This is a genomic window from uncultured Limosilactobacillus sp. (assembly GCF_934202235.1).
GTDB lineage: Bacteria > Bacillota > Bacilli > Lactobacillales > Lactobacillaceae > Limosilactobacillus.
The window spans coordinates 25,605-51,132 of sequence record NZ_CAKPXS010000003.1; the positions used below are offsets into that span (position 1 = coordinate 25,605).

Genomic DNA, 25,528 nt, shown 5'->3' on the forward strand with positions numbered 1-25,528 from the left:
ACAGTATGTGTGGAATTGTTGCGTTTGTGGACAATGAAAAGCCGCAAATCAAAGAGAGCCTGATTAAAAAGATGAAGGACCGGATTATTCACCGCGGTCCCGATTCCGAAGGACAGTACGTCGATGAAAACGTGGCGCTGGGCTTCCGCCGGCTGAGTTTTATCGACGTTAAGTCTGGCAGCCAGCCGATTTTTAACGAAAACCGGTCAATGGCGATTGAGTTCAATGGTGAAATTTACAACTTCCAAGAACTCCGTGAAGAGCTGATCAAAGACGGCCACCAATTTTCGACCCATACCGATACGGAAGTCATCCTCCACGGTTACGAACAATGGGGTGACAAGATCCTCAAGCGTCTCCGGGGGATGTTTGCCTTCGTGATTTGGGACATGAAGAAAAAGGAAATGTTTGGTGCGCGGGACCACTTTGGGATCAAGCCGTTGTATTACGCGCAGATGAACGGGACCTTCTTTGTCGGGTCGGAAATTAAGGCCTTTTTGGACCACCCGCACTTTGATAAGGAACTCAACAAGGAAGCACTGAAGCCGTACATGACTTTCCAGTACTCGGCCACTGATGAGACCTTCTTTAAGGGCGTCTACAAGCTGCCAGTTGGTCATTGTTTCCACTACCGTGATGGCCAGCTCGACATTCAGGAATACTGGGATGCCGAGTTTGACCCGGATGATGAAAGCTTTGACCAAGCTGTTGATAATATTGAGGACGTTGTTTCTAATTCTGTTAAAGCCCATTCCTTTGCTGATAAGGGGATCAAGGTCGGCTCCTTCTTGTCGGCCGGGGTTGACTCCAGCTACGTTACAGCAATGATGCGGCCGGATAATACTTTCTCCATTGGTTTCGATAGTACTTACGATGAAACCAAGCAGGCACGGGAATTGGCTGCCAAACTGAAGTTGAAGAATACCGATGCGAAGCTGACCAATGAGGAAGCTTTCCATACCTTCCCGTTGATTCAATACTTCTTGGATGAACCTGATTCCAACCCGTCGGTTATTCCGCTGTACTTCTTAACTCGATTGGCCAAGGAGCATGGCTATAAGGCGATGTTATCTGGCGAAGGGGCCGACGAACTGTTTGCCGGCTACATCGATTACGGGTTTAACTCGAATTCGATGCTGATCCGCTGGTTCACTGATAAGCTGCGGGAGTTACCACAGGCAAAGCGTTACAAAATTGCCAAGTGGTTAGACGGGAAGCACTTCCATGGCCAGCTGCACATGTTCCGGGCCCTGGCTCCAGTGAAGGAATCTGGCTTTATCGGTCAGGCTTACATCTTTTCGCCAGATGAAGCGGCTGATATTCTCCAGGACAAGTACAATTGTGGTCCAACGCTCGATGACATTGTTGACCCAATCCTTGATAAGATTGCCGACAAGGATATCGATGAAGTCGCCAAGAAACAGTACCTGGACCTCCACTTATTTATGCCTGACGACATTTGCCTGAAGGCCGATAAGATGAGCATGGCTAACTCGCTGGAATTGCGGGTTCCACTGCTTGATAAGGAAGTGATGCGAGTTGCTGGTCACACACCAACCAAGTACCTCTTCAACCGTCATGGTACCAAGTGGGCCTTCCGGATGGCTGCCAACCGGCACCTGCCAGAAGAATGGGCAACTCGTCCAAAGATGGGCTTCCCAACGCCGGTACGGGCCTGGTTACGGGAGAAGAAGTTCTACCAGGAAGTTCGCCAATTGTTTGCGGAGGACTTTGTTAAGGAATTCTTCGACCAGGACAAGGCACTCCAGTTAATCGATGACAACTACAAGGGTAAAGTTGATGGTCGGCGGAAAATTTGGACGATGTACACTTTCTTAGTTTGGTATAAGTTGTATTTCATTGACAATTTTGATCCCCAGGAGGGGAAGAACGACCGCGCTAACGAGGTCGAAAAGGCTGCCGAAGTTAACGATTAGTCGTCTAGTTTGTGAAAAGTGAGCTGCTTGAAAAGAAAAGGGGTCGTTATCTATGATGACGTTGGAAAAAGTTGTAATGAAGTTGCAAAAGCATGGCCTCTACAAGGAAACGGTTAGCGATGGTCACTGGGACTACGAGCTGACTGACCAACAAGAGCAGGTGGTGGTCAACCACCTTTCCTATGATTCACGGCATGTTGAAAGCGGCACACTTTTTATGTGCAAGGGGAACCATTTTAAGGCCCAGTATGCCGATGCGGCCATTGATGCAGGAGCGATTGCGTTGATCACCGAGCAGGTGATGACCGATGACTTGGCGGATAACCACCAGGACGTCCCGCAGATTATTGTTACCGATATGCACAAGGCAATGGCTGTTATTGCCCGCTCCTTCTATGGTGAACCGGATAAGAAACTCACGATGATTGGGATTACCGGGACCAAGGGGAAGACGACCACGACGTATTTTATCTGGCACATGCTCAACGAGCTCTTCCCAGGAAAGGTCGGCCGGCTGACTTCCATCGATAGTTGTACTGACGGGAAAACCTTCTTTGATTCCCACCTGACGACGCCTGAAGCACTGGACTTGTTCCCGATGCTGCGTGACGCCGCTGACAACCACCTCCAATACCTGGTAATGGAAGTCTCCAGTCAGGCTTACAAGATGTCACGGGTGGCGGGAATTACGTACCAGTACGGGGCCTTTTTGGATATTTCACCAGACCACATCAGCCCGGTTGAACACCCAACCTTTGATGACTACCTTTACTGCAAGAGCCAGTTAGTGGTCAATAGTGAGCGGTTCTTCATCAACCGCAACACTGACTACTACGACGTTATTGCTAAGAAGGCCCGTCACTACCAGCGGCCGTTAGTGACCTTTGGTAGTGACCAGACGGATGCTGATTACCGCTTTACGTCTGGCAAGGGTGGCGAGTTCAGCGTGGCGACCCATGATGATGGCCTGCCACAGGTTAGTGGTGATTTTAAGACAAAGATTCCTGGTGACTTTAACGATAGCAACGCGACGGCAGCAATTTCAATTGTTGCCCAGATCAGTAACGACGTGGAAAAGATGAAGCGGGGGATTGCTGAAACAACTGTCCCAGGGCGGATGGAAATGTTGACGGATGCCAACGGGATTGAAGCATGTGTGGACTATGCCCACGACTACTTAAGCTTCACCAAGGCCTTTAACTACATGAAGGCTTCACACCCTGAAGGACGGCTGATTGTGGTTACTGGTTCTGCCGGCGGCAAGGCCGAATCACGGCGTGCTGATATCGGGAAGGTTCTGTCGAAGTACGCTGATGTTGCTATCCTGACGAGTGAAGATAACTTCTTTGAAGACCCGCACAAGATCGACAACGATATTAAGGAAAACATCACTAACCCGGACGTCGAGGTTCACATTAATGTTGACCGGATTAGTGCTATTAAGCAGGCTTATGAAATGGCTAAGCCGGGCGACGTTATCTTCGAAGCCGCCAAGGGACGGGAAACGTTCATGCACGATAAGGGTCATGACATTCCGTACATTGGTGACTACCAACTAACCCGGAAGATCATGGGCCTGGATTAATCAGGAAAAGAATAAGATATTAAGTCGGGAGAAATAGCTCCCGGCTTTTTAATTTCCCGGGAAATGACAAAAAAGAAACATATTCTACAGATTGTAGATTGAACGAGATAGTAGTAAGATATAAACTGCTTATATTAAGGAGGTGAGATCGTGGCAGCATCACGGACACTCAGTATTGAAAAGGTAGTGACGGCTGCAACGGAGATTGCGCGGCACGATGGCCTGCAAAAGTTAACTATCAGTACCTTAGCTAAGCGGTTGGATATTCGATCGCAGTCGTTATACCACTACATTCGCAACCGTGAAGAACTGGTGTCGTTAGTGGGAGCCCATGTACTACATGAGCTGTATCACCAAATCGTTGACTCAATTGTTGGTTTATCTGGCAAGCAAGCAATTATTAAAATGGGCGATATCGTTCGTACTGAAATTATTAAACAGCCATTTATGACCAGTATTTTCTACATGATGCAGGTGAACCCACACGAGCATAATGTTCAAGCCGAACTGGAAAAGATTGTCGAGATTGTTAAGAAAATTGTCAATGGTGATGAGGAACTCCAACAAACAACTGACCCGCAGATGTTAATTGGGGCAGCCTTTGGCTTTATTTTCATTGACCTCTTACCGGATCACCGAAACAAGATTAGCAAGGATTGCCAGTCACGGCAGCACGCTTACGATTTGATGCTTATGCGGCTGATCTCGCCAAGTACAGCAGAGGAAAAGGGAGTGGAATAATTTTGAAATGGATAAGAGACAGACACCTGGGCTCCCTGCTGGCCTGGGTTGTGATCGTCATTGCGGCGATCGTCCTGTTACCGAATATTAATGCCCTCACGCGGGCACATTCGGACATCACTTTGCCGTCAAATGTGCAGTGTGAAGTTGCTGACACGATGCGGAATCATTGGGGAAAGGGGACCAAGAATACTTACGAAACGGCGTTGGTCTTCAATAATGGCGATTCCGCGATGACCAAGGCAGACACGCGGCGGGTCAAGAAGACGATTAAGAAGCTGCGCGATCACAAGTCACGCTACGGGATTAAGAGTATGACGGCGGCTTATGATAATGCCGCTACCCGCAAGCAGCTGATTTCTAAGGACAAGTCGACGGTCCTGGTCCAGTTAAATATTAGCAACGACCACCTCACCGTCTCAAAGTCGAATCAGCAATTGGCAAACGCCATTAAGACCAGCGGAATTGATACCTACGTCACTGGTGCCAAGACCCTGCAGGACGATTTCTCTGGTGCAATCCAGGAAGGGATTAAGAAGACGGAACTTATTTCAGTCATCTTCATCTTCATTGTCTTAGTCCTGGTCTTCCGTTCACCAATTGTCCCGCTGATTTCCTTACTGACGGTCGGCGTTTCCTTCATCACCGCCTTTAGTCTGGTTACCAACCTGGTTGAAAAGTTTAACTTCCCGTTCTCCAACTTTACCCAGGTCTTTATGGTGATTGTCCTCTTCGGAATCGGGACCGACTACAACATTCTCTTGTACGACCAGTATAAGGAAAACCTTGGGTCGGGTATGGATAATATTGAGGCGACGTTGGATGCCCGGCGGAAAGCTGGGCGGACGATTCTGATGTCCGGTTCATCACTGTTGATTGGGTTTGCTGCCCTTGGCCTGGCTCACTTTAGTATTTACCGCTCTGCTGTCGGCGTTGCCGTTGGTGTTGCGGTTCTGCTAATCGTCTTGCTGACCCTCAACCCCTTCTTCATGATCGTGTTGGGGAAGCGGATGTTTTGGCCAGTCAAGAAGTTTGAAGGCGAAACGCACAGTCCACTGTGGCAAGCGCTATCGAAACATTCGCTGCTTCACCCGTTTATCGCGTTGTGCCTGGTGGCCATTATTATGGTTCCACTGGCGTTGACCTTCCAGCACCCGTTGGATTATAACGATGCTTCGGAAATTTCCGACAGTGTCCCGTCAAAGAAGGGGTACCTGGTTGTTCAGGACCACTTCTCTAAGGGGACGGCTGAACCGTCAACCCTTTACATCCATGCGGACCATCGTTTGGATAACCAGAAAGATTTGATGCTGATTGACCAGTTGACGGGGCAGATTGCTGCCAATAAGAACGTTAAGTTGGCAGCATCAGTTACTCGTCCTGATGGTAGTAAAATTAAGAAGCTCTACGTTAATAACCAAGTAGGAACGCTGAACAAGCAGTTAGGAACCGCGCAAAAAGGTGTCGGTCAGCTGGCCAATGGTAGCCAGCAGATGGGTAACGGAATTAACCAGTTATCCGCCGGTAGCCAACAGCTGGTCAACGGACTAACACAGTTGAGCCAACAACTCAACGCGTCGATGTCTGGATCCAACGCTGCCCAGTTGGCAGCGCTCCAACGGGGATTGCCACAACTGAACAGCGGGATTCAACAGCTGAACCGTGCGCTCAACGCCCAGGGTGCTTCGATCAACACCGCTGGTCTGACTAATGAACTGACGAATGTCGGAACGCAGGCCCAAATCATTGGGCATAACCTGAATGAAGCCGGGAACACCCTGAAGAGTATCCAGGGGAGTGGTAGCACGGATACCAGTGCTATCCAGCAGCAATACGCGGCAGCGATGGACGCTGCCCACTTGAACGACCAGCAAAAGCAAGTGATGGGCGGCGCCTTGAACCAGATTCTGCACGGTGTTCAAAGCTCTGCTGGTTCTCAGCAGGCCGCACTTGCTGGAAAGCTGCAATCAGTTGCTGGCAACCTGCAGGCTGCCGGTGCCGCTGACCGGTCACTTGGTAACTCGCTCAATAGCGTTGCCGGGTCTGCCCAGTCATTGGGCGGCCTGATGGGTCAGTTACAGACGCTCAAGGCTTCAGTTGCCCAGTTGGCGGCTGCTTCTAACGTTGCCTTGCCTGGTGCGACCCAGGCTATCCAGCAGCTGACTGGCGGACTCAGCCAGGTTCAAAGCGCTGTTGGTATGGGAACCCAGGGGATGGTTCAGCTCAATACCGGGATTAACCGTCTGGCTGCTGCTAGTCCAGCGATGACGAATGGGCTCCAGCAGTTAGGGACGGGGCTGCAAGCCGGCTCCACTTACCTGGGCGGCCTGCAGAATGCCGCGGCTGCTAACCACTTCTACATTCCAAATGCGGTCCTCCACAGTAAGACTTTCCGTCCAGCGATGAAGACCTACTTGTCACACGACAAGAAGACGGCGCGGATTGAGATTGTCTTCAAGACCGACCCGTCTGGTTACCAGGCCGCAGCACTGGCTAACTCACTGGCAAACATCTCCCGAAAGTCGTTAAAGGGGACCAGCCTCGAAGACGCCAAGGTTGCCATGGGTGGCCAGTCTGAGCGGATTTACAACACCCGAAAGACGGCCAGTGGCGACTTTGTCCGGACAGCAGTCATCATGATTGTCGGCATTTCCCTGGCACTGATGTTCATCACCCGGTCACTGCTCCAGCCGCTTTACATCATGGGGACGCTGATCCTGGCTTACCTGGCATCACTGTCGATTAACCACTGGATGATCAACTTGGTAATGGGTCGCGACATGCTGACCTGGAACACACCATTCTTCGGTTTCATCATGCTGATCGCCCTGGGGGTTGACTACAGTATCTTCCTGATGCGGCGTTACCTGGACTACCAGGATGCGGAAGATGATCCAAACAAGAACATTTTGCGGGCCTGCGCTAACATCGGGAACGTTGTTATCTCGGCCGCCATCATCTTGTCCGGAACCTTTGCCGCACTGATTCCTTCTGGGATCCCAACGCTGATTGAAGTGGCGACGACCGTGATTGTTGGGTTGATTATTCTGGTAATTATCATGCCAGTGGTAATGTCACCAGCCGTTAAGTTTACTTACGGTAATACCCATGCTCGTCATGAAAAGCTGCGGGCTGCGATTGCCGCAAAGAAAGCAAAGTAAAATAAGAAGTAAGAAAAGATAGAAATAGCTCCTGAAACCGTCTGTGCGGCCCCAGGAGCTATTTTGTTGTTCTTAATGATTACAGGTTAGGATCCATCTTAAACGTCAGCTGGGAGAGTGCTGCTCCGTCTGTCAATAACTTCATGATTAACTTCCGGGTTGCTAGCTGGTAATGACGAGCGATCAGGTGGTTCTGGGCGGTCAGGTAAGTGGTTAACTGTTCACCACTCAGGTTGGCGGCGCGCTGGTCAACTTCAGCCAGGTGGCGGCGAGCCCAGGAATTAAGTTCCTTCTTATAGTCTTCAGCTGGTTCAATAAATTCGTGGTAGTGCGATTCCACGATGGTTGCCAGGGCCTCATACAGCCAGAAGGCGTTCTTCCAGTCCATGTGGTCAGGCAGTTCCCGGTAGGAAGCGTCGGTGTCATCAGCGTTGGTGAAAAACGGAACCCACGGACAGAAGCTGGGAACCCCGAATTCGACCCACTGGACAGCAGCGTGTTTTTCATCGACATTAGTCCGCATTTGGAGGATATGGGATTGAGCAGTCCGGGACAGGGAAATCGCCCGGTAAACTTTACGTTGCTCTGCTGTGCCGCTACCAAGCGGGTCATAAACCGTTTCGTTGTAGTGGGAGGCCAGTAAGTACTGAATATCTTCAACGCTGATCTTCCGTTCGGGCTTACGGATAAACGGCATGTCAGGATCTTCTGGGCCCTGGTTAGCTGCGGCGACAGGGTTCAAATAACGTTGAGCAAACCAAACCCGGGGAGTGTTGTAGTGGTGGTCTTTCTTGGTGTTAGTCCCAAAGATGTGGCGGAAGTTCCACTGGTCGTCATCCGGATTAAGTTGGTGTTCTTCAACGAATTCACGGATGTGAGGGGCCCACAGATAGTTATCCGGGTCGGCAAAGTCGATTTGCTCGATGGCAATCTGGTTAGCGGCGACGGCATAACAGTCATCGGGGATACGGACCGCCACCCACTGGTGACCAGTTGCGATTTCCATGTACCAGACATCGTCACGGTCGATGAATTGAACACCGTTCCCTTCGGCCGAACCATATTTTTCAACCAGGCGGCCAAGGTATTCAACTCCTTCACGCGCCGAGTGAATAAATGGCAGGACCAGGGTGGTCATCGAGTCCTCTGCTAGGCCGTTTTTAACGAAGGGGTCGTAGGCGAGAACGCGGGAGTTAGCATAAACACTTTCGGTCGCACTTTCACCAACGTTAGCTTCGTTAAAACCATCTTCTTCGTTCGGCCCGGCCGTCTGGTCGCCACTCGGGGTGGAAGTGTAACGCATTCCCTCGGCTGGCAGTTTAACGGTTAGCTGGTTGTATGGTGAGACGTAGGTTTCATCGCGACCAGTAACTGCTGGCTTGACTAGGAAGCGCTTGGTTTCAATGGCCTTGACCCGGTCTTCGTTCCGGCTGATGAAAGCTGATCCATCAAGCGAGGCCTTCTTGCCGACCATGATCGAAGTACAGGCAGATCGTTTGGTTTGTTTCATTGCAAAAACTCCTTTACTTGAAATTAATCATCTCTTCTTATTTTACCGCAATCGGAAGACGGAACAGATTCTTTGCGACAAAATAATGATTTTGCATCCACTGTTTCACGTGAAACGTTCACCAGAAAATAGTTGACTTATCGTTAGTAAAGACGCGTACAATAGAAACAATCTGGAAGAAGAAAGCTGAAGAAAAATGAAAGCACATAAACTTGTCGTCATTTCACTCGACTCAATGGGGTTTCGCGACCTGGACGAGTGGATTGACCAGGCACCACACCTCAAAGCAATTCGTAATAGCGGAACCTGGGTGCAGCACGTCTCAGGTATCTTCCCGACACTGACTTACCCGTCACATACGTCGATCATCACTGGCCAGTACCCGGCGGTCCACGGGATTATCAACAACACCAAATTACAGCCGCAACGCATTTCACCGGACTGGTACTGGTACCGCAAGGATGTAAAGGCGACCCCGTTGTATGACGTGGCCCGGCAGGCGGGGATGACGACGGCGGCGTTTTTGTGGCCCGTCACTGCTGACAGTAAGATTACGTATAATATCGCCGAAATTTTCCCTAACCGGATTTGGACCAACCAGGTCTTAGTGTCGCTGAAGGCCAGTTCGCCGCTCTTTTTGTTGGAAATGAACCATAAATATGGCCACCTCCGTCATGGGATCAAGCAGCCCTGGTTAGATGAATTTGTAACCGCCTGTGCTGTTGATACCCTCAAGAATAAGCAACCCGACCTGACGCTCATTCACCTGGTTGACATGGACAGTCACCGCCACCGCTATGGAGTCCGGTCAACGGAAGCCCAGGGAGCCTGGCAAAGACTGGATCAGCGGGTTGCCCAGATCATGTGGGCGGTGAAGGATGCTGGCAATTTTGAACAAACTAACTTTGCGATCCTCGGCGACCACTACCAAATTAATGTTCATTCAATGATTCACCTGAACGTCCTCTTTGCTAAGCACGGCTGGTTAACTCCACTGAAGGGTAAAAGTGTTTATCAAGCAGACTGGCAGGTCACTGCGAAGACCTGTGACGGGGAAAGCTACGTTTATACTCGTGGAGACATTAACCTGAAAGAATTAAAGAAGATGATCGAGGCCGTTGACGGTGTGCAACGTGTCTACACGGCACAAGAGGCGACTGACCGGGGCGCTGACCCGCAGTGTACCTTCCTGGTCGAGGCGGTTCCCGGCTACTACTTTACTGACGAAGTGAACCGGCCCGCGGTGGTCGAACGGGTTAACCCGCAGTCATTGGGGACCCATGACCGCTACCGGGGGGTACATGGTTACGGCCCCAACCAGGATAACTACGACACCACCATCATGTTTACGGGTCCGGATATCAAAGAAGCGGCAACTATTAGCCAAGCCCGGTTAGTTGACGAAGGGCCAACCTTTGCTAAGTTATTGGGGCTGACTTATCCGCAACCAACGGCGGGACAGGCGCTTGATGTACTCAAATAAGGAGATGACGGTGTGAAGTTTAGTAAACAACAGTGGTCATGGATTTTCTACGACTGGGCTAATTCAGGTTACGGGATCCTGGTGACGACAGCGGTCTTGCCGGTCTATTTTAAGGCGGTAGCGGAGTCTGCGGGGGTCAGTGCGGCTAGTTCGACTGCTTACTGGGGCTATGCTAACAGCCTGGGCACCCTCATTGTGTCGTTACTAGCGCCGCTGCTGGGGACATTAGCTGACTACCCGCACATGAAGCGCCGCTGGCTAAACATATTTTCTATTGCGGGAATCATCCTGACGTTCTGTTTAGCCCTGGTTCCTAGTCAACAGTGGCTACTCCTCTTATTGGTGTACATCCTTGCCAGCATTGGTTATTCTGGCGGGAACCTCTTTTACGACAGCTTTTTAACCGACATTGCGACCAACGAGGAAATGGACCGGGTATCATCGGCAGGTTATGCGATGGGTTACCTCGGTGGGGTGATCGCCTTTATCATCTTCCTCATTCCAGAACTGACTAACGGTTTTGGTGGGTGGCTATCGAGTTTAGCCATCGCCAAGTTTAGCTTTGTCCTGGCTGCCGGGTGGTGGATAATTTTTGGCTGGTCCCTCCTCCGTCACGGCCACCAGAAATACAGCATGGTGGCCGTTGATCACCCGTTGACAGACAGTTTACGACGGTTAAAGCAAACCGTTACCCACCTGAGCCGTTACCGCCGCGCCTGCTGGTTCTTGGTTGCCTACTTCTTCTATATCGATGGGGTCGACACTATCTTTACCATGGCCACTTCCATCGGGAAAGACCTGGGAATCAAAACGGGGATGTTGATGCTGGTACTGCTGGCAGTGCAGCTAATTGCCGTGCCATGTTCACTCTTTTACGGCTGGCTAGCTGGCAAAGTTGGTACCCAGCGGGCGTTGATTGTGGGAATTATCGTTTACGTCATTATCTGCCTATATGCTCTCAGGTTAAAAACACTCTTTGACTTCTGGTTCCTAGCAGTACTGATCGGGACCAGCCAGGGCGGGGTTCAGGCACTCTCGCGGTCCTATTTTGGCCGACTGATTCCCAAAAAAGCTAGTAATGAGTTCTTCGGTTTTTACAATATCCTGGGGAAGTTTTCGGCGATTATTGGTCCCGTCTTAGTTGGGGTTGTTTCCCAGTTGACCGGCAAATCGACCCTTGGTGCAGGTTCGTTGAGTATCCTTTTTATCATTGGCCTGGTGATCTTTCTGGTTGTAACCCGGCAAGGAGTTGACGGTAATGACGAAGATTGATGAGCAGTTTACCACGGCTGTTTTACAGATGGTTGATATTATTCCCAAGGGGCGGGTGGCAACGTACGGGCAGATCGCCCGCCTCATTGGCCGGCCAAAAAATGCGCGACTGGTCGGGAAAGTCCTCGGTAAGTTTGGCGGACAAGGCCACCATCCCTGTCACCGTGTTGTCACTGCAAACGGCCGCCTGGTTCCCGGGTGGGTAGATCAGGGACCAATGTTGGCGGCAGAGGGAGTACCTTTCAAAGACATTGATCACGTTGATATTAGGAAATGTCAGTGGTATGGGATCTAAAAATAAGCCTCAGTTTCTGGACGGAAACTGAGGCTTTCTTATTACGAAGCCAGTGACAAACTTTATCGCTGGGGGTAATGGTATTGCTGCTAATAAATAGCTTACAACTGATGGAGTTGTTGTGGAATGTAGCGGATAACTGCTATTACGATCACAATAACAAATATTAGTAGTAAGACGAAGGCATGCTGGGTTCCCCAAGCAGTGGCAGCTGCTGTCTTCCCAACGCCGACCTGACTTTTGGCAACGATCATGGCCGCTAGTGATGTTCCCATCGAACCAGCAAATTGCTGGAGAGTATTGAGAATGGCATTTCCTTGCGGCTGCTTATCCTGTGCAAGGCTGGCTAGAGCACTTGTCATGACGGTTCCCATTAGTGTTCCCATTCCAATCATGTAGAAGACGTAAACAGTCATAATGGACCAGTTAGGCATAGCTGGTGAGCAGATTGTAAAAGTTAAGATCACAATGGTCATCAAAATGGCACCGCTAAGGACGGGTTTTCTGGGACCGTACGCGTCGAGGAGCCGGCCACCGATGAGGGCAAAAATAGCTCCGCCAAATCCAGCAGGCATCATCACCAGCCCAGCGAGTAAAGCCGTTTGGTGGTTGACCAGCTGGATGTAGTTAGGAATCAAGAAATCAAACCCGAGCGAACACATCTGGGTGAGGAAAAAGATCAGGACATGACCAGCAAAGCGATGGTTGCTAAACAAACGCACGTCAGGGATTGGCGTGGGGATGCTGAGGGATCGCCAAAACAATAATCCCATTGAAAGTAAGCCTGCCCAAATTGCTCCTCCCACCGGCCAGCTGAACAATGGTGAAGTGGAGAGGTTACTAAAGCCGTAGACAAGACCGATGAACATCACCGCAATTAGTAAGCAACTGATGGCGTCGAAGTGTTGACGGGTGATTGTTGTTTTTTGCTGGATTCCCCACAGGCCGAGTAATAATGAGAGAAGCAGGAATTGTAGCAGGGCGTAGAAGATCCACCGCCAACCGATATTGGCAACCAGGATTCCTCCAAAAGTCGGGCCGATTGCTGGGGCAATCCCGGTGATGAGGTTACCAAAGCCCATCATTACACCGATTCGCTGACGGGGAACTTGTTCCATAATGATGTTGAACATCAAGGGTAGTGAGATTCCTGTCCCAACTCCCTGAATTAATCGGCCAAGGAGAAGAATGAGAAAAGTTGGCGCCAAAGCATCAATAATGACCCCGGCAATGAAGAAAGTGACCGCAGTTAAAAAGAGGTTCTTGGTTCGAAAAGACTTTTTCAGTAATGCAGATAGGGGGACAATGATGGCAACCACTAATAGGTAAATTGAGGTCATCCACTGAACGACATTAGTTGTCACGTTGAATTCCATCATTAATTTGGGAAACGAGACGTTCATGGCGGTTTCGACCATTACCCCACAAAATGATAGCAAGCCGGTCGCCACTACGGCGGCAATAACTTTTTGCGGGATTTTGGTAGTGTTGTTGGACGTCAATTAATCAGCCTCCTCAATATACTTCATGACACGGACAACCGTGGCTAACTCTTCAGGAGCAAAGTGATTCGTTAGCCGTTGTTCTTGGCCTTTAATGTACTCATGTACTACTGGGATTAGTTGGCGGGCAGTAGTAGTTAGTTGTACTTGACGACGTCGATGGTCATGAGGATCAACGATTCGCTTAATTAGATCGTGCTTCTCCATTCGCTGCAAAATAATGGTCGTGGTGGACCGGCGGATATTAAATTCGTGCTCGATGGCTTGTTGGCTGGCCGCCAATCTTTCTTGGCGGCTGAGGTAATCGATGATACTCATTTGGTTACCAGTCAGGTTGTTTTGGCGGGCAAAGTCGTTCATTTGCCGAATAATGCTAATATCGGCTTTTCGAATCAACCGGCCAATACTAATAGACGAGTGGGCCATTAATCATTCCTCCTTAGAACATATTCGGACAAAATTATAGCCAGTAGATTGTTAGCTGTCAAACAAAATTAAAGAAAAAACATTGTTAAGCCAGACAAAAACAAGATACCGACTGAGTCACGGCATCTTGTCTGATAAAAAATATTTTATTTTTAATGATAGGGTTTGATTCATCACCATCAATTAAGGGGATGTTTTATAGATGAGTTGATGGTGAGACCCACTCGTCAGCTGGTGATTGCAGGTTCATCTCCTGATCGGTAATCCCGGTAGTATAAGCTGGTTCGTGAAAATGTTGCGGCGAAGTCTTTAACCATTGTTTAATCTGCTTGGCAAGGTCGTCCATCATTGTGAAGGCTGCCGCAATCTGCTCCTTAGTAATCCCATCGACATGGACGCCAACGATGACACAAAGGTTGCCGGGTAAAGTATCGATCACACCTTTAGCAAAACGTTCTGCCAGGTAAAAATCCTTATGAACATGGTTATTATGACTATAAATTTTAATTTCCTGTTGTTTCCGTTCCTTACAGTCATAACTTAAGATTACCCCAATATGGGGGATGTTGCCGCCGGTAATGACAGTAATGAGGTCCTTGTTTTCCATCATCACTTTTGCTTGAATCTGGTAGCCAGCCTGGATGACATGAAAAATTTTTTCCATGATTATCACTAACTCCTTTATATATATTCAAAATAGCCGGTTGGCCACTTCCGTGTCAACTGGCTATTTTATTTAGCATAATTTTTAATTGCGTTAACGATATCCGGCACTAGTGTTCACCGTTATTTATTCTTTTTTGGCATAAATAGTCCTGACAATCCGAATAAATATGCTTAATTTTAGCGCTTACAATGAATTTAATTAACAAAAGGAGATGTTATTGATGACTGATCAACCATGGGATTTGCGAAAAGTGCTTAGTGAGATCAAGGATGATCCACACGAGTACCACGAAACAAACGAAGAAGTGGACCCTGACGCTGAATTATGTGGTGTTTTCCGGTACATCGGCGCGCGTGGGACGGTCCAACGGCCGACTCAATTGGGACCAACCATGATGTTTAATAACGTCAAGGGCTTCCCGGATACCCGGGTATTAATCGGGTTAATGGCCAGCCGGAAACGTGTTGGTAAGATGTTCCACACTGATTATCGTTACCTTGGTCAATTTTTAAACAAGGCGGTTTCCAATCCAGTTGGTGCAACTGAAGTTGGCGAAGACCAGGCACCTGCTCATGAGGTAGTCAAGAAGGCTACTGATCCAGACTTTGACCTGCGTAAGCTGGTTGCCGCCCCGACAAACACACCTCAGGATGCCGGTCCTTACATCACTTGTGGTGTTGTCTTTGGGTCCAGTATTGATGGAAAACAAAGCGATGTCACAATCCACCGGATGTGCATCGAAGATAAGGATAAGCTGGGAATTTACATTATGCCAGGCGGTCGTCATATTGGTTACTTTGCTGAACAATATGAAAAGGCTAACAAACCAATGCCAATCACGATTAATATTGGGTTGGATCCGGCAATTACCATCGGTTGTACGTTTGAGCCACCGACAACACCACTTGGTTACAATGAGTTGGGTGTTGCTGGGGCTATTCGTCAGCAACCCGTTCAGATTGTTAAGGGTGTAACGGTTGATGAAATGGCAATTGCACGTTCTGAGTACACCATCGAAGGCTACATTATGCCACACGAACGAATTCGGGAAGACATCAATACGGATACGGGCAAGGCCATGCCGGAATTCCCTGGATACGATGGGGATGCTAACCCGTCACTGCAAGTAATTAAGGTGACGGCAGTAACCCACCGTAAGAATAACCCAATTATGCAAAGTGTCATTGGTCCATCTGAAGAACATGTGTCGATGGCTGGACTGCCGACCGAAGCCAGCATTTTATCGCTGACCAATAAGGCCATCCCTGGTAAGGTTGTTAATGTCTACAACCCGCCTGCTGGTGGTGGCAAGTTGATGACGATTATGCAAATTCATAAGGATAACCCAGCAGATGAAGGTATTCAACGGCAAGCTGCACTTCTGGCATTTTCCGCCTTTAAAGAATTGAAGACGGTCTTCCTAGTTGATGAGGACGTGGATATCTTTGACATGAACGACGTGGTTTGGACTATCAATACCCGTTTTCAGGCCGATCAAGATATTATGGTTCTCCCTGGAATGCGTAATCACCCGCTTGACCCTTCAGAGCGGCCACAATATGATCCGAAGTCTATCCGGACGCGAGGAATGAGTTCCAAGCTGGTAATTGACGGGACGGTACCGTTTGACATGAAAGATCAGTTTGAACGTGCCCAGTTTATGGAAGTTTCCGACTGGGAGAAATACCTGAAATAAGCGAAAAGGATGGGTGCAAAATGAAGAGAATCGTAGTAGGTGTTTCTGGAGCATCCGGAACTACTTACGCCTTAAATCTTTTGCAGAAGCTGCACGAGTTGCCGGAGGTGGAAATACATTTGGTTGCTAGTCAGTGGGCAGAGAAAAATTTAGCATTGGAAACAAATACTACTCTGGCAGAATTGAAGTCGTTGGCTGATTATACCTATGACAATCATGACCTCGGAGTGGCCATTGCTAGCGGATCATTCTTGACAGATGGGATGGTTGTGATACCTGCCAGCATGAAGACAGTTGCTAGCATTGCTAATGCCTTTGACGATACATTAATTGCTCGTGCGGCTGACGTGACGATTAAGGAAATGCGGCGGTTAATTATCGTACCTCGTGAATCGCCACTGAGTATGATTCACTTAGAAAATTTGGCTAAGTTAGCGCGGGTTGGTGCTCAAATTATTCCGCCAATTCCGGCCTTTTATAACCATCCGCGGACGACTAAAGATCTTGTTGACCACCAGTCAATGAAGATTATGGACGCATTTGGCATTCAAACAAGCTTTGGTCACCGCTGGGAAGGAGAATAAAAATTGAGTAATGACTTAATAAAGAATAACTCTTACCTCAATAAAAAGGTAATTGGCTTCTTTGGCGGTTTAATCGTTTTTCTTGCCATTTACCTAATCCCTATTTCAGGGTTAAGCTATGCTGGTCATATGGATCTGGCACTCAGTCTAATGACAGTTGTTTGGTGGGCAACGCAGATTGCTCAGCCGGCATACGTCGGGGGATTTTTCCTGATGATGTTGATAATTACTCATACGGCAACCCCAGCACAGGTCTTTTCCAAGCCTTGGACTGGGTCAACGATGTGGCTAGTCATGGGGGCATATTTAATTGCCGGCGCCGTCAATGAGTCCGGGGTCGGTCAACGAATTGCCTATGCTTTCATTATCAGATTTGTGAGGACGTGGAATGGCCTGATTATCTCAATTTTCGTGTTAACGTTGATTATGGCCCTATTAATTCCACATCCATGGCCACGGGCTTTCATGATCTTGGCTGTTGTCGTTGCCGTCGGGCGGGCTGCTAACATGGATAAGGATGATTTGTCCAAACTAGGGTTGGCAATTTTTGCCGCATCATGTCCATTGTCAGGTGTTTTTCTGACTGGTGATACATCGCTTAACCCGTTGGCAGTTGCTGACTCGGGAGTTAACGTTAGCTTTATTCGTTACTTTGAAATCATGAGTGTCCCAATGATTATTTCTGGGATTATTACGATGTTGATCATCATGTTTGCTTTCCGTCCGAACAAGCCGTTAAAGATTAACGTTGCTGAATTGAAAAAGGAACAAAGCAAGCTGGGGAAGATGACCGGAAAAGAAAAGCGGACCATTTTCTGGATCGTAGTTGCGATCATTTTATGGCTCACTTCCAGTATCACGAACGTAGATGTTGGCTGGTTAACTTTGTCAGTAGCCATCTGCATGAGCATGCCAGTAATCGGTGGTATTTTAACGGCTCAGTCGTGGAAGGACGTACCGATTAATGTGCTGATTTTCTTAACTGCCGCGATGGCAATTGGGAATGTTGGGGCAGTGACGGGGATGAATAAGTGGTTAGCGCAGACTGTCATTCCAACCAACCTGCCTCATAACATTTACCTACTAGCGTTGTTTATTACTGTTTTTGCAATGATTATCCACATGTTTATGGGATCTGTCATTGCGGTAATGGGGATTACCATTCCTGCCTTTGTAACAGCTACTGCTCACCTGGGGATTAGTCCATTAGCAATTTCCTTGCTGGTCTTCTCCGTTACTAACCTGCATTATATTTTGCCATTCCATAACCTGGCAATCCTCGTTGGGATGGATGGCGGTGGATATACTGCCAAACAAGTCAGCAAGCTAGGGGTTGCTTTAACGCCAGCAATCTTCGTCATCGCGCTTGTCATGATGTTCTGGTTCCACATAGTGGGACTGGCATAACTGATAAAATAAGACTGTTGAACTGATTATGTTGGTGAGAAAGGTAGTGGAAGGAATGACGATTGAGGACTTAAGAGCGTTTGTTTATCTTTATCAGCTGCGGAGTTTTACGAAAACGGCTCAGCGGATTCACCTTTCACAGCCTGAATTATCAAAAAGAATCCATCACTTAGAAGATGAGCTTAATGTTAAACTGGTGGATACTTCCAATCGACGACGGCTAAAAATTACGTCGGAAGGTAAGGCTGTCTATCGGCATGCTAATAAAATACTTGGTCAATATCGGCAAATGATGAATGAACTTGCCAGCTTGCGTAAGACGGTTAAGCCGAGTTTGGTGGTTGGTGCCGTCCCAATCACCGGGCAGTACGGAATCACGACACAGGTCGGTATTTACAATCAACATTTTCCGAAGGCGCAGATTCGTTTGATCGAAAACGAAGGGGACCAGGTGTTGGAACAACTTCAACGAGGCGAAATTGATGCCGCAATTCTTCGCGATACACAAAGCGGGGAATTAAATGAATTAGAGTATAGCAGGGTTAACCTGGTGGAAGATCAACTGGTTGTGGTGATGGACTGCCACCATCCACTGGCAAAACAACGACAAGTTACCATTCAGGATCTTAAAGACGTCCCACTTGTTTCTCTTCCAGTCGGATCAGGGGTCTATGAGCCGATTGTGAAGATGATGAAGGATTGCAGTCCGATATCATTTTCCAAAGTACCCATATTGAAACATTGCGCGAAATGTTAAAAGCGCATCAGGCCGTTTCAGTACTATTTAAACAGTCAGTGGCGCCATTTATGACAGCACAACTGGTAGGGAAGCCATTAACACCACCATTTATCAGCAAACTTCAGTTTATTTACCCACGGAAGCGGGGATCGTATCAGCTGAAACGACTAGCTGACTATCTTCATAATTGATGAATTAAAAAGAAAACCTCTCCGTATTATCAAACGGGACTCCACCCGTTATTGATAATACGGATTTTTGTTAGAGAGTTTCTTAAATAAAAAACCATCCCCAATACCACGTGGTATCGGGGATGGTTAGTTAGTTCAGGATTAAATTAATTTTCCCGGGAGTATGAAGCAATGTCGTCGAGGATTTCCTTCATGAAGTCATCAAATGACATTTCGTTTTGTTCCTTTTCACCGTACTTCCGGACGGAAACGCCGCCGTTCTTCATTTCATCAGCACCGACAACCAGGGTGTACGGAACCTTTTGGGTTTGGCTTTCACGAATCTTGTAGCCCATCTTTTCGTTCCGGTGGTCAACAACGACACGGATGTTTGCCGCTTTCATCTTCTTGGCGATTTCTTCGGCGTATTCGCCGTGCTTGTCGTCAGAAACCGGGATAATGTGGACTTGTTCAGGTGCCAACCAAGTTGGGAACGCACCCTTGTAGATTTCGGTCAGGTAAGCCACGAACCGTTCCATCGTCCCGACAACACCACGGTGAATCATCACTGGCATGTGTTCCTTACCGTCCTTACCAACGTAAGTCAGGCCGAAGCGATCAGGCAGCATGAAGTCCAGCTGAATAGTGGACATCGTTTCTTCGTTGCCCAGGGCCGTCTTGGTTTGGATATCCAGCTTTGGACCGTAGAAGGCAGCTTCACCTTCGGCTTCGTAGTAATCCAGGTTCAGGTCGTCCATAGCAGCCTTCAGCAGCTTCTGCGAACGTTCCCACATCTCGTCGTTAGCGTAGTACTTCTTGGTGTTCTTTGGGTCACGCAGCGACAGACGGAAGCTGTAGTCGGTGATATCGAAGTCTTCGTAAACTGACATAATCAGCTTCAAAATCTTGGCAAATTCGCTCCGAATTTGGTCGAGGGCAACGAATGTGTGGCCGTCGTTCAGCGTCATTTCACGAACCCGTTGCAGACCAGAGAGGGCCCCTGACTTTTCGTAACGGTGCATCATCCCTAGTTCAGCGATCCGCAGCGGCAGATCACGGTAGGAACGGATGTGGTGCTTGTAAATCTGGATGTGGCTTGGGCAGTTCATTGGCCGCAGTTCCAGCATTTCACCGTCGCCCATGTCCATTGGTGGGAACATGTCGTCACGGTAGTGTTCCCAGTGACCAGAGGTCTTGTAGGCATCCAGGTTCATTAGGACAGGGGTGTAAACGTGCTTGTAGTCGTCAGCGACTTCCCGGTCGATAATGTAGCGTTCGATCGTCCGACGAATCGTGGCCCCCTTCGGCATCCAGTATGGCAGCCCGGCACCAACCTTCGGGTCAACGAAGAAGAGGTCGAGTTGGTTACCAATAACCCGGTGGTCGCGTTCACGTGCTTCCTGACGTTTCTTCAGATCTTCTTCCAGGTCAGCCTTCTTGAAGAAAGCAGTCCCGTAGATCCGTTGCAGCATCGGGTTGGATGACATCCCTTTCCAGTATGCACCGGCAACTGACAGCAGGTCGTAGTTCTTGATAATATCTGCGTAGAGCAAGATGTCAGCCTGGGCCGGAGCAACAACGCCGTTAACTTCGTACAAAACAACCTTGTCGCCATCAGCGGCTTCCTTCAGCAATTCGTGAGAGTACTGGTCGTCGCCAGCCTTAGCCAGGGCGTCGTCCAGGCTGCTTTCAACCCGTTCAACCTTGACGTCGGCCTTAACCATCTTTTTGATTGCTGCAGCGAGTTCTGGCAGCTGGTCAACGGAAACCTGTTGGTCGTCCTTGTCGGAGTCAACGTGGAAGCCATCCTCGTCAACAACCGCTTCACCTAAACGAATACCGTCAAATTCCTGCTTCAGTGCCGCTTTCAGCAGCACTGAAGCAGTCTGCCGCAGGGCAGCCAGTGCTTCTTTGGAATCGCGGTCAACCTTTTTGACCGAACCATCTGGTGATAATAATTGTACTTGTGCCATCGAAATCCTCTCCTTGTGAAAAATAAAAAGTCCCCAGTACTACATCATATGTAGCACTAGGGACGTTGATAACTAAATCAGCGTGGTTCCACCCACATTCAGAGTATCTAAATACCCTCTCTTGGTGTGGTAACGGGTCACGGCCCGGCCACCCTTATTTCGGGCGACAAAAGCGAGGTGGTACTCCTGACGTGGTGGTTAACGGTGCTTCCAGCCACGGCACCGACTCCCTGGGTAACAACCACGCGAGGGCATGTCCTCTAATTGCTTCTCAGTATAGCATCGACACTAGCCGTGTCAAGCACCAAATGAGAATTATTTAATTTAATTTTCCCAATGGGGCTACTGGTGTTGCTGGGTGGATTGATTATTTGCTGGCGGTTGATTGCCATTGTTGCTGCCATTGCCACCAGCTGGCTTCTGTTGTTGGCCAGTATTGCTATTGCTGTTGTTGGTTGATTGTTGTTGGTTATTGTTATTGTTCTGCTGCGGGTGTGAATCACTGCTACTTGACGGGGTAGTTTGTGTCGTCGTAGTCGTAGTAGTGGTTGTCGGTTCATCGACCGTTTCGCTAAGGGAACTTTCGCTATGGTGACGCTTGTGAGACTTCTTCTTTTTATGTTTGTGCGAACTGGACGACACGGTGGTATTGTTATTGTCCGTGTTCACCGGGTTTTGCTGCTTAACGGCAAAGACAATGATTGTGGCCACTAAAATGACGACCAGGATGCCGAGAATGGTAAGAAAGAGGCGTTTGCCACCGTTGTGTTTGGGGGAACGGCTTGAACGCAGCCCTGTTTTGGTAGCGGCCATGTCTTCTCGTCGTTGCTGACGACCATGGCCTCCATGGCCTCGCTTCCGGGCGGCATCGTACCGCCCTACCCGGGTATTACGGTCCGGTTGTTGATCATTATTCATCGATTTCACCTCATTAAACGGCGTATTCGACGTCGTTAACTAATGAATGTATTATACCATGGCACACGCCACCATGAGTACTGAACTAAAATGGGGCTGTGACATAAGCCTCCCTTATCTATACTAAAAGTTAACAGGCGGTACAACAATGGCCCCTAACGTTCTGGCAAAGCCGAACGCTAGGGGCCTATTATTGCTCGCCGGGGCGTGACTACGAAGTCATAAATGACTTCTGTCACGCTCCCATCAAACTGATTAATATTGGTCGTGTCTTATTTTGCTTCCTTAGCTGCTTTTTCACGTTCGGCTAAGAAGCGCTTTTCACCTTGACGGTATTCAATAATTGTCCAAGCGAGCAGGACAACAATGAAGACGATCGTAATGTAAGCCAGGGTGTCAGCGAGAGTCTTGTTCCAAACGCCGAAGCCCTCGAAAGTTTGTGGCATGTTGTAGAGGTTCAGGCCGGTTAAGACAAGGACTGAAATCCAGCCAAGGATCTTAACTGCCTTGTTGTTCTTGAACTCACCCATTTCCAGCTTGCTGTCAGTCATCATAATCAGCGGCAACATTGAGAATGGCAAGTCAATTGCTAGGAAGACCTGTGAGTTTTCCATCAACATGTTCAATGCTGCGTGTTGTTCCATTACACTATCACGGGCAGTGAAAGAAACACAAAGCAGAACAGGAATAATTGAAATCAAACGCGTTACCAGCCGGCGGGCCCACAGTGGCATCCGCATGTGAATGAAACCTTCCATGATAACTTGACCAGTCAAAGTCCCAGTAATCGTGGAATTTTGACCAGAAGCCAGCAGGGCAACGGCAAAGAGTGTTGCCAGCAAACCAGACTTAGCAACGGCAATGAGGATATGGTTGCTAAGCATGGAAGTGTTGTTCAAAGCATCGTAAAGACCAAAGAAACTGGAATCCTTAACGGCTCCCATCTTGAAGACGGCAACACCAACGATTAGTAACAGTGAGTTAACAACAAAAGCTAATGACAGTTGAATGTTGGAGTCCCACGTAGTGAAACGAACCGTTTGACGAACACTTTCTGGATCATCATGGTCGATTTCCCGCGTTTGGGAAATTGCTGAGTGCAGGTAAAGGTTGTGCGGCATAACCGTCGCACCAATAATCCCCAGCGTCCCGGTTAATGGTGAAATGCCACCAACAACTGGTTGCTTGGCAATAGCCTTTGGCGATGGTACTAAGCCGGCAAAGGCAGCGCCCCAGTTAGGACGTGAGAGGATAACTTCGTACAAGAAGACAAAGAGAATAACCAGGATCAGGCAAGCAACAATTGCTTCGATCTTCCGGAACCCAATCTTAGTCAGCAGTAACAGTACCAGGACGTCAAGGACAGTAATGAAGACGGCAGGTACTAACGGAATGTGGAAGAGAAGGTTCAGTGCGATCGCCGCCCCGATAACTTCCGCAATATCCGTCGCCATGATGGCAAATTCAGTCATGATCCATAAAACGATCCCTAAGGCTTTGCCTGTCCGGGCACGAGTAGCTTGTGCCAGGTCCATTTGAGTAACGATTCCAAGTTTAGCTGCCATGTATTGTAAGAGCATCGCGATCAAACTTGAAATCAGGATCGTTGTCATCAGTGTGTACTGGAAACTCTGACCACCGGTAATTGAAGTTGACCAGTTACCTGGGTCCATGTAGCCGACGGCAACAAGTGCGCCGGGTCCAGAGTAAGCGAATAAGGTTCGCCAGAAGCCCTTCCCCTGTGGGACCTTAACCGTCCCGTTGATTTCCTGCAGAGACTTACCGTTAGCGTACTCGATCAAACGATGATGCTGTTTGGGCTGATTGTTTTCAGTTGCCACGTGTAAATCCACCTTTCTGATATGAAGTTGTCTCAGTTTATCAGACGAGAGTTAAACCCCGTCAAAACCTTTTTTAGGCTACCATAAAAAATAAAGTCTTGCAAGGTAAATTTCGGGTAATAATCCCCATTGTGACGGCATCTAGCGGGGACAAATAAGTTCATAGTTTTTGCCACGGGAAAGAAACCGGTTTCGCGTTGATAAACCCGCGATAATAATTTGTTAATCGAACATCTGTTCGCTATAATAAATAGCGAGGTGGGGATGATGGATTATTCAAGAGAGCCGCACGGCCTGTTCTTCATGATTGATAATAAGTCGTTTTACGCGAGCGTGGAGTGTGTTGCCCGGGGACTAAACCCGTTACAGGCGGCGTTGATTGTGATGTCAGAGACGAAGAATACGGGACGGGGGTTGGTACTAGCAGCCTCCCCGATGGCTAAGAAGCAATTTAAGATCAGTAACGTGGACCGGGCATACGAGGTGCCTGATGATCCACGATTAATGGTGGTGCCGCCACGAATGAACCTTTATATCAAGAAGAACTTGGCTATTAACCAGATTTTTCGGGGGTTTGCGGCTGGGGCACAGTGCTGCCCTTATTCAATTGACGAAACAATTATTGATATGACCCATTCCTGGCGACTTTTCGGGAAGACGCCTGACGAGGTAGCGCGGCGGATTCAACGGGCGGTCTACCAGCGACTGGGGCTTTACGTTACGGTAGGCATTGGTCAGAATCCTGTCCAGGCAAAACTAGCCTTAGACCTCTTTGCTAAACACAGTCCAAATCTGCGGGGGCACCTGTCATATCAGAATTTTGCATCGATGGTTTGGCCGATTACTGATCTGACGAAAATCTGGAGTATTGGTCAGCGGACAGCGGCGCACCTGTCTCACTATGGAATTCACTCGCTGGGCGACCTCGCCAGATCTAACCCTTATTGGATTGGCAGCCAGATGGGAGTGATTGGCAAGCAACTTTACGCCCTGGCGTGGGGAATTGATCGGAGCAAACTGGGTGCGTACTTGCCAGCACGTGAGCGAAGCTGGAGCAATTCCCAGGTGCTTCCCCGCGACTACCATTGCGAAGAAGAGATTGCGGTAGTAATTAAAGAAATTGGCCAGCAGGTGACGTCACGAATGCGTCACCATGGTGAAGCAGCCGGTGAGGTGGGGCTTTCAGTCGGTTTTTCGGGGTATACCGCGGGGCGGAGTGGTTTTGCTCGCCATCACCGGATTGCGACGACGGCCGACAGTCGAGAAATAGTTGAAGAACTCTTATTAATGTTTAAACAGGGGTGGCAAGGGGAGACGGTCCGCAATATCGCAGTGAGCCTGGGCAGGTTAAGCCGGGCAAGTGGCCAGCAGCTTTCACTGTTCTCGCCGCCGCAAAAACAGGTTAAGCAGTATCAATTCGACCAGTTAGTTGACCAGCTACGTGATAGGTTTGGACCGACTGCCGTTTTTTATGGTAACAGTTTAAAGCGGGGCGGGACGATGCTTGAGCGATCTGGACTCGTTGGCGGCCACAACGGTGGTAATAGTTTTGAATAAGTGAAGGTAAAAAGTAGTCAAATTCTGCCGATCAATGGTATGATCACTAGGGATTACTGTGTGC

20 protein-coding genes are annotated in these 25,528 nt (G+C 48.7%); 13 read left to right on the forward strand and 7 right to left on the reverse strand.

What is annotated here, in order from left to right; translation table 11 throughout:
* The first annotated feature begins 5 nt into the window (after window positions 1-5).
* The 4 genes from asnB to Q0E49_RS01160 all read left to right on the forward strand — a co-directional run bounded on the left by asnB (window position 6) and on the right by Q0E49_RS01160 (window position 7,424).
* Window positions 6-1,937 (forward strand): asparagine synthase (glutamine-hydrolyzing), encoded by a 1,932-nt coding sequence (gene asnB / locus Q0E49_RS01145; RefSeq protein ID WP_295745721.1) that lies wholly within the window; start codon window positions 6-8, stop codon window positions 1,935-1,937.
* A gap of 76 nt (window positions 1,938-2,013) precedes the next feature.
* The gene (gene murE / locus Q0E49_RS01150; RefSeq protein WP_295745724.1) at window positions 2,014-3,522 is read left to right on the forward strand and encodes a UDP-N-acetylmuramyl-tripeptide synthetase; all 1,509 of its coding nucleotides are present in this window, start codon (window positions 2,014-2,016) and stop codon (window positions 3,520-3,522) included.
* Window positions 3,523-3,672: 150 nt separating this feature from the next.
* The gene (locus Q0E49_RS01155; RefSeq protein ID WP_295745728.1) at window positions 3,673-4,263 is read left to right on the forward strand and encodes a TetR/AcrR family transcriptional regulator; all 591 of its coding nucleotides are present in this window, start codon (window positions 3,673-3,675) and stop codon (window positions 4,261-4,263) included.
* The gene (locus Q0E49_RS01160; protein ID WP_295745782.1) at window positions 4,263-7,424 is read left to right on the forward strand and encodes an MMPL family transporter; all 3,162 of its coding nucleotides are present in this window, start codon (window positions 4,263-4,265) and stop codon (window positions 7,422-7,424) included. The genes Q0E49_RS01155 and Q0E49_RS01160 overlap by 1 nt, the downstream gene beginning before the upstream one ends.
* A 79-nt stretch (window positions 7,425-7,503) precedes the next feature.
* Here Q0E49_RS01160 and Q0E49_RS01165 read toward each other — a convergent pair whose 3' ends face one another.
* Complete coding sequence (locus tag Q0E49_RS01165) at window positions 7,504-8,934, reverse strand: C69 family dipeptidase (RefSeq protein WP_295745731.1); 1,431 nt, start codon at window positions 8,932-8,934, stop codon at window positions 7,504-7,506.
* 196 nt (window positions 8,935-9,130) lie between these two features.
* On the opposite strand from Q0E49_RS01165, the gene Q0E49_RS01170 reads away from it, so the two are divergent.
* The 3 genes from Q0E49_RS01170 to Q0E49_RS01180 are packed head-to-tail and all read left to right on the forward strand — an operon-like array spanning window position 9,131 to window position 11,984.
* Complete coding sequence (locus Q0E49_RS01170) at window positions 9,131-10,417, forward strand: ectonucleotide pyrophosphatase/phosphodiesterase (protein ID WP_295745734.1); 1,287 nt, start codon at window positions 9,131-9,133, stop codon at window positions 10,415-10,417.
* Window positions 10,418-10,429: 12 nt separating this feature from the next.
* The gene (locus tag Q0E49_RS01175) at window positions 10,430-11,689 is read left to right on the forward strand and encodes an MFS transporter (protein WP_295745736.1); all 1,260 of its coding nucleotides are present in this window, start codon (window positions 10,430-10,432) and stop codon (window positions 11,687-11,689) included.
* Window positions 11,676-11,984 (forward strand): MGMT family protein, encoded by a 309-nt coding sequence (locus tag Q0E49_RS01180; protein ID WP_295745737.1) that lies wholly within the window; start codon window positions 11,676-11,678, stop codon window positions 11,982-11,984. Before Q0E49_RS01175 ends, Q0E49_RS01180 begins: the two co-directional genes overlap by 14 nt.
* A gap of 101 nt (window positions 11,985-12,085) precedes the next feature.
* Here the strand turns inward: Q0E49_RS01180 and Q0E49_RS01185 are convergent, their stop codons facing one another.
* The 3 genes from Q0E49_RS01185 to Q0E49_RS01195 all read right to left on the reverse strand — a co-directional run bounded on the left by Q0E49_RS01185 (window position 12,086) and on the right by Q0E49_RS01195 (window position 14,576).
* A complete protein-coding gene (locus Q0E49_RS01185) occupies window positions 12,086-13,486 on the reverse strand; it encodes an MFS transporter (protein ID WP_295745739.1) in 1,401 nt (466 codons plus the stop codon).
* Complete coding sequence (locus Q0E49_RS01190; RefSeq protein ID WP_295745740.1) at window positions 13,487-13,912, reverse strand: MarR family transcriptional regulator; 426 nt, start codon at window positions 13,910-13,912, stop codon at window positions 13,487-13,489.
* Window positions 13,913-14,108: 196 nt separating this feature from the next.
* Complete coding sequence (locus Q0E49_RS01195) at window positions 14,109-14,576, reverse strand: hypothetical protein (protein WP_295745742.1); 468 nt, start codon at window positions 14,574-14,576, stop codon at window positions 14,109-14,111.
* Between the two features lie 223 nt (window positions 14,577-14,799).
* Here Q0E49_RS01195 and Q0E49_RS01200 point away from each other — a divergent pair, with 223 nt between their 5' ends.
* Genes Q0E49_RS01200 through Q0E49_RS01220 form a run of 5 tightly spaced genes read left to right on the forward strand, consistent with a single transcriptional unit; the run spans window position 14,800 to window position 19,196 of the window.
* Complete coding sequence (locus Q0E49_RS01200; protein ID WP_295745744.1) at window positions 14,800-16,275, forward strand: UbiD family decarboxylase; 1,476 nt, start codon at window positions 14,800-14,802, stop codon at window positions 16,273-16,275.
* Between the two features lie 20 nt (window positions 16,276-16,295).
* Window positions 16,296-16,859, forward strand: a complete 564-nt coding sequence (locus tag Q0E49_RS01205) for a UbiX family flavin prenyltransferase (protein ID WP_295745746.1) — start codon at window positions 16,296-16,298, stop codon at window positions 16,857-16,859.
* Between the two features lie 18 nt (window positions 16,860-16,877).
* Window positions 16,878-18,266: an SLC13 family permease gene (locus Q0E49_RS01210; RefSeq protein ID WP_366509525.1), complete on the forward strand. Its 1,389-nt coding sequence runs from the start codon at window positions 16,878-16,880 to the stop codon at window positions 18,264-18,266.
* 55 nt (window positions 18,267-18,321) lie between these two features.
* On the forward strand, window positions 18,322-19,023 hold the full coding sequence (locus tag Q0E49_RS01215; protein ID WP_295745750.1) for a LysR family transcriptional regulator: 702 nt from the start codon (window positions 18,322-18,324) through the stop codon (window positions 19,021-19,023).
* A 50-nt stretch (window positions 19,024-19,073) separates the two neighbouring features.
* On the forward strand, window positions 19,074-19,196 hold the full coding sequence (locus Q0E49_RS01220) for a hypothetical protein (RefSeq protein WP_295745753.1): 123 nt from the start codon (window positions 19,074-19,076) through the stop codon (window positions 19,194-19,196).
* A 146-nt stretch (window positions 19,197-19,342) separates the two neighbouring features.
* On the opposite strand, the gene thrS is transcribed toward Q0E49_RS01220, so the two are convergent.
* The 3 genes from thrS to Q0E49_RS01235 form a co-directional block, all read right to left on the reverse strand.
* Window positions 19,343-21,148, reverse strand: a complete 1,806-nt coding sequence (thrS, locus tag Q0E49_RS01225; RefSeq protein WP_295745755.1) for a threonine--tRNA ligase — start codon at window positions 21,146-21,148, stop codon at window positions 19,343-19,345.
* A 342-nt stretch (window positions 21,149-21,490) separates the two neighbouring features.
* The gene (locus Q0E49_RS01230) at window positions 21,491-22,066 is read right to left on the reverse strand and encodes a hypothetical protein (protein WP_295745758.1); all 576 of its coding nucleotides are present in this window, start codon (window positions 22,064-22,066) and stop codon (window positions 21,491-21,493) included.
* Between the two features lie 272 nt (window positions 22,067-22,338).
* Entirely contained in the window at window positions 22,339-23,907 is a 1,569-nt protein-coding gene (locus Q0E49_RS01235; protein ID WP_295745761.1) for an Nramp family divalent metal transporter, read from the reverse strand.
* Window positions 23,908-24,174: 267 nt separating this feature from the next.
* On the opposite strand from Q0E49_RS01235, the gene Q0E49_RS01240 reads away from it, so the two are divergent.
* Window positions 24,175-25,464 carry a Y-family DNA polymerase gene (locus Q0E49_RS01240; RefSeq protein ID WP_295745764.1) on the forward strand — a complete coding sequence of 430 codons (1,290 nt, stop codon included), beginning with the start codon at window positions 24,175-24,177 and terminating at the stop codon, window positions 25,462-25,464.
* Window positions 25,465-25,528 lie beyond the last annotated feature (64 nt).

Coding starts and splice junctions, on each gene's coding strand:
- asnB (WP_295745721.1), top strand. CDS start 6: ATGTGTGGAATTGTTGCGTTTGTGGACAATGAAAAGCCGCAAATCAAA.
- murE (WP_295745724.1), top strand. CDS start 2,014: ATGAAGTTGCAAAAGCATGGCCTCTACAAGGAAACGGTTAGCGATGGT.
- Q0E49_RS01165 (WP_295745731.1), bottom strand. CDS start 8,934: ATGAAACAAACCAAACGATCTGCCTGTACTTCGATCATGGTCGGCAAG.
- Q0E49_RS01170 (WP_295745734.1), top strand. CDS start 9,131: ATGAAAGCACATAAACTTGTCGTCATTTCACTCGACTCAATGGGGTTT.
- Q0E49_RS01180 (WP_295745737.1), top strand. CDS start 11,676: ATGACGAAGATTGATGAGCAGTTTACCACGGCTGTTTTACAGATGGTT.
- Q0E49_RS01190 (WP_295745740.1), bottom strand. CDS start 13,912: ATGGCCCACTCGTCTATTAGTATTGGCCGGTTGATTCGAAAAGCCGAT.
- Q0E49_RS01195 (WP_295745742.1), bottom strand. CDS start 14,576: ATGGAAAAAATTTTTCATGTCATCCAGGCTGGCTACCAGATTCAAGCA.
- Q0E49_RS01200 (WP_295745744.1), top strand. CDS start 14,800: ATGACTGATCAACCATGGGATTTGCGAAAAGTGCTTAGTGAGATCAAG.
- Q0E49_RS01205 (WP_295745746.1), top strand. CDS start 16,296: ATGAAGAGAATCGTAGTAGGTGTTTCTGGAGCATCCGGAACTACTTAC.
- Q0E49_RS01215 (WP_295745750.1), top strand. CDS start 18,322: ATGACGATTGAGGACTTAAGAGCGTTTGTTTATCTTTATCAGCTGCGG.
- Q0E49_RS01220 (WP_295745753.1), top strand. CDS start 19,074: ATGACAGCACAACTGGTAGGGAAGCCATTAACACCACCATTTATCAGC.
- thrS (WP_295745755.1), bottom strand. CDS start 21,148: ATGGCACAAGTACAATTATTATCACCAGATGGTTCGGTCAAAAAGGTT.
- Q0E49_RS01230 (WP_295745758.1), bottom strand. CDS start 22,066: ATGAATAATGATCAACAACCGGACCGTAATACCCGGGTAGGGCGGTAC.
- Q0E49_RS01240 (WP_295745764.1), top strand. CDS start 24,175: ATGGATTATTCAAGAGAGCCGCACGGCCTGTTCTTCATGATTGATAAT.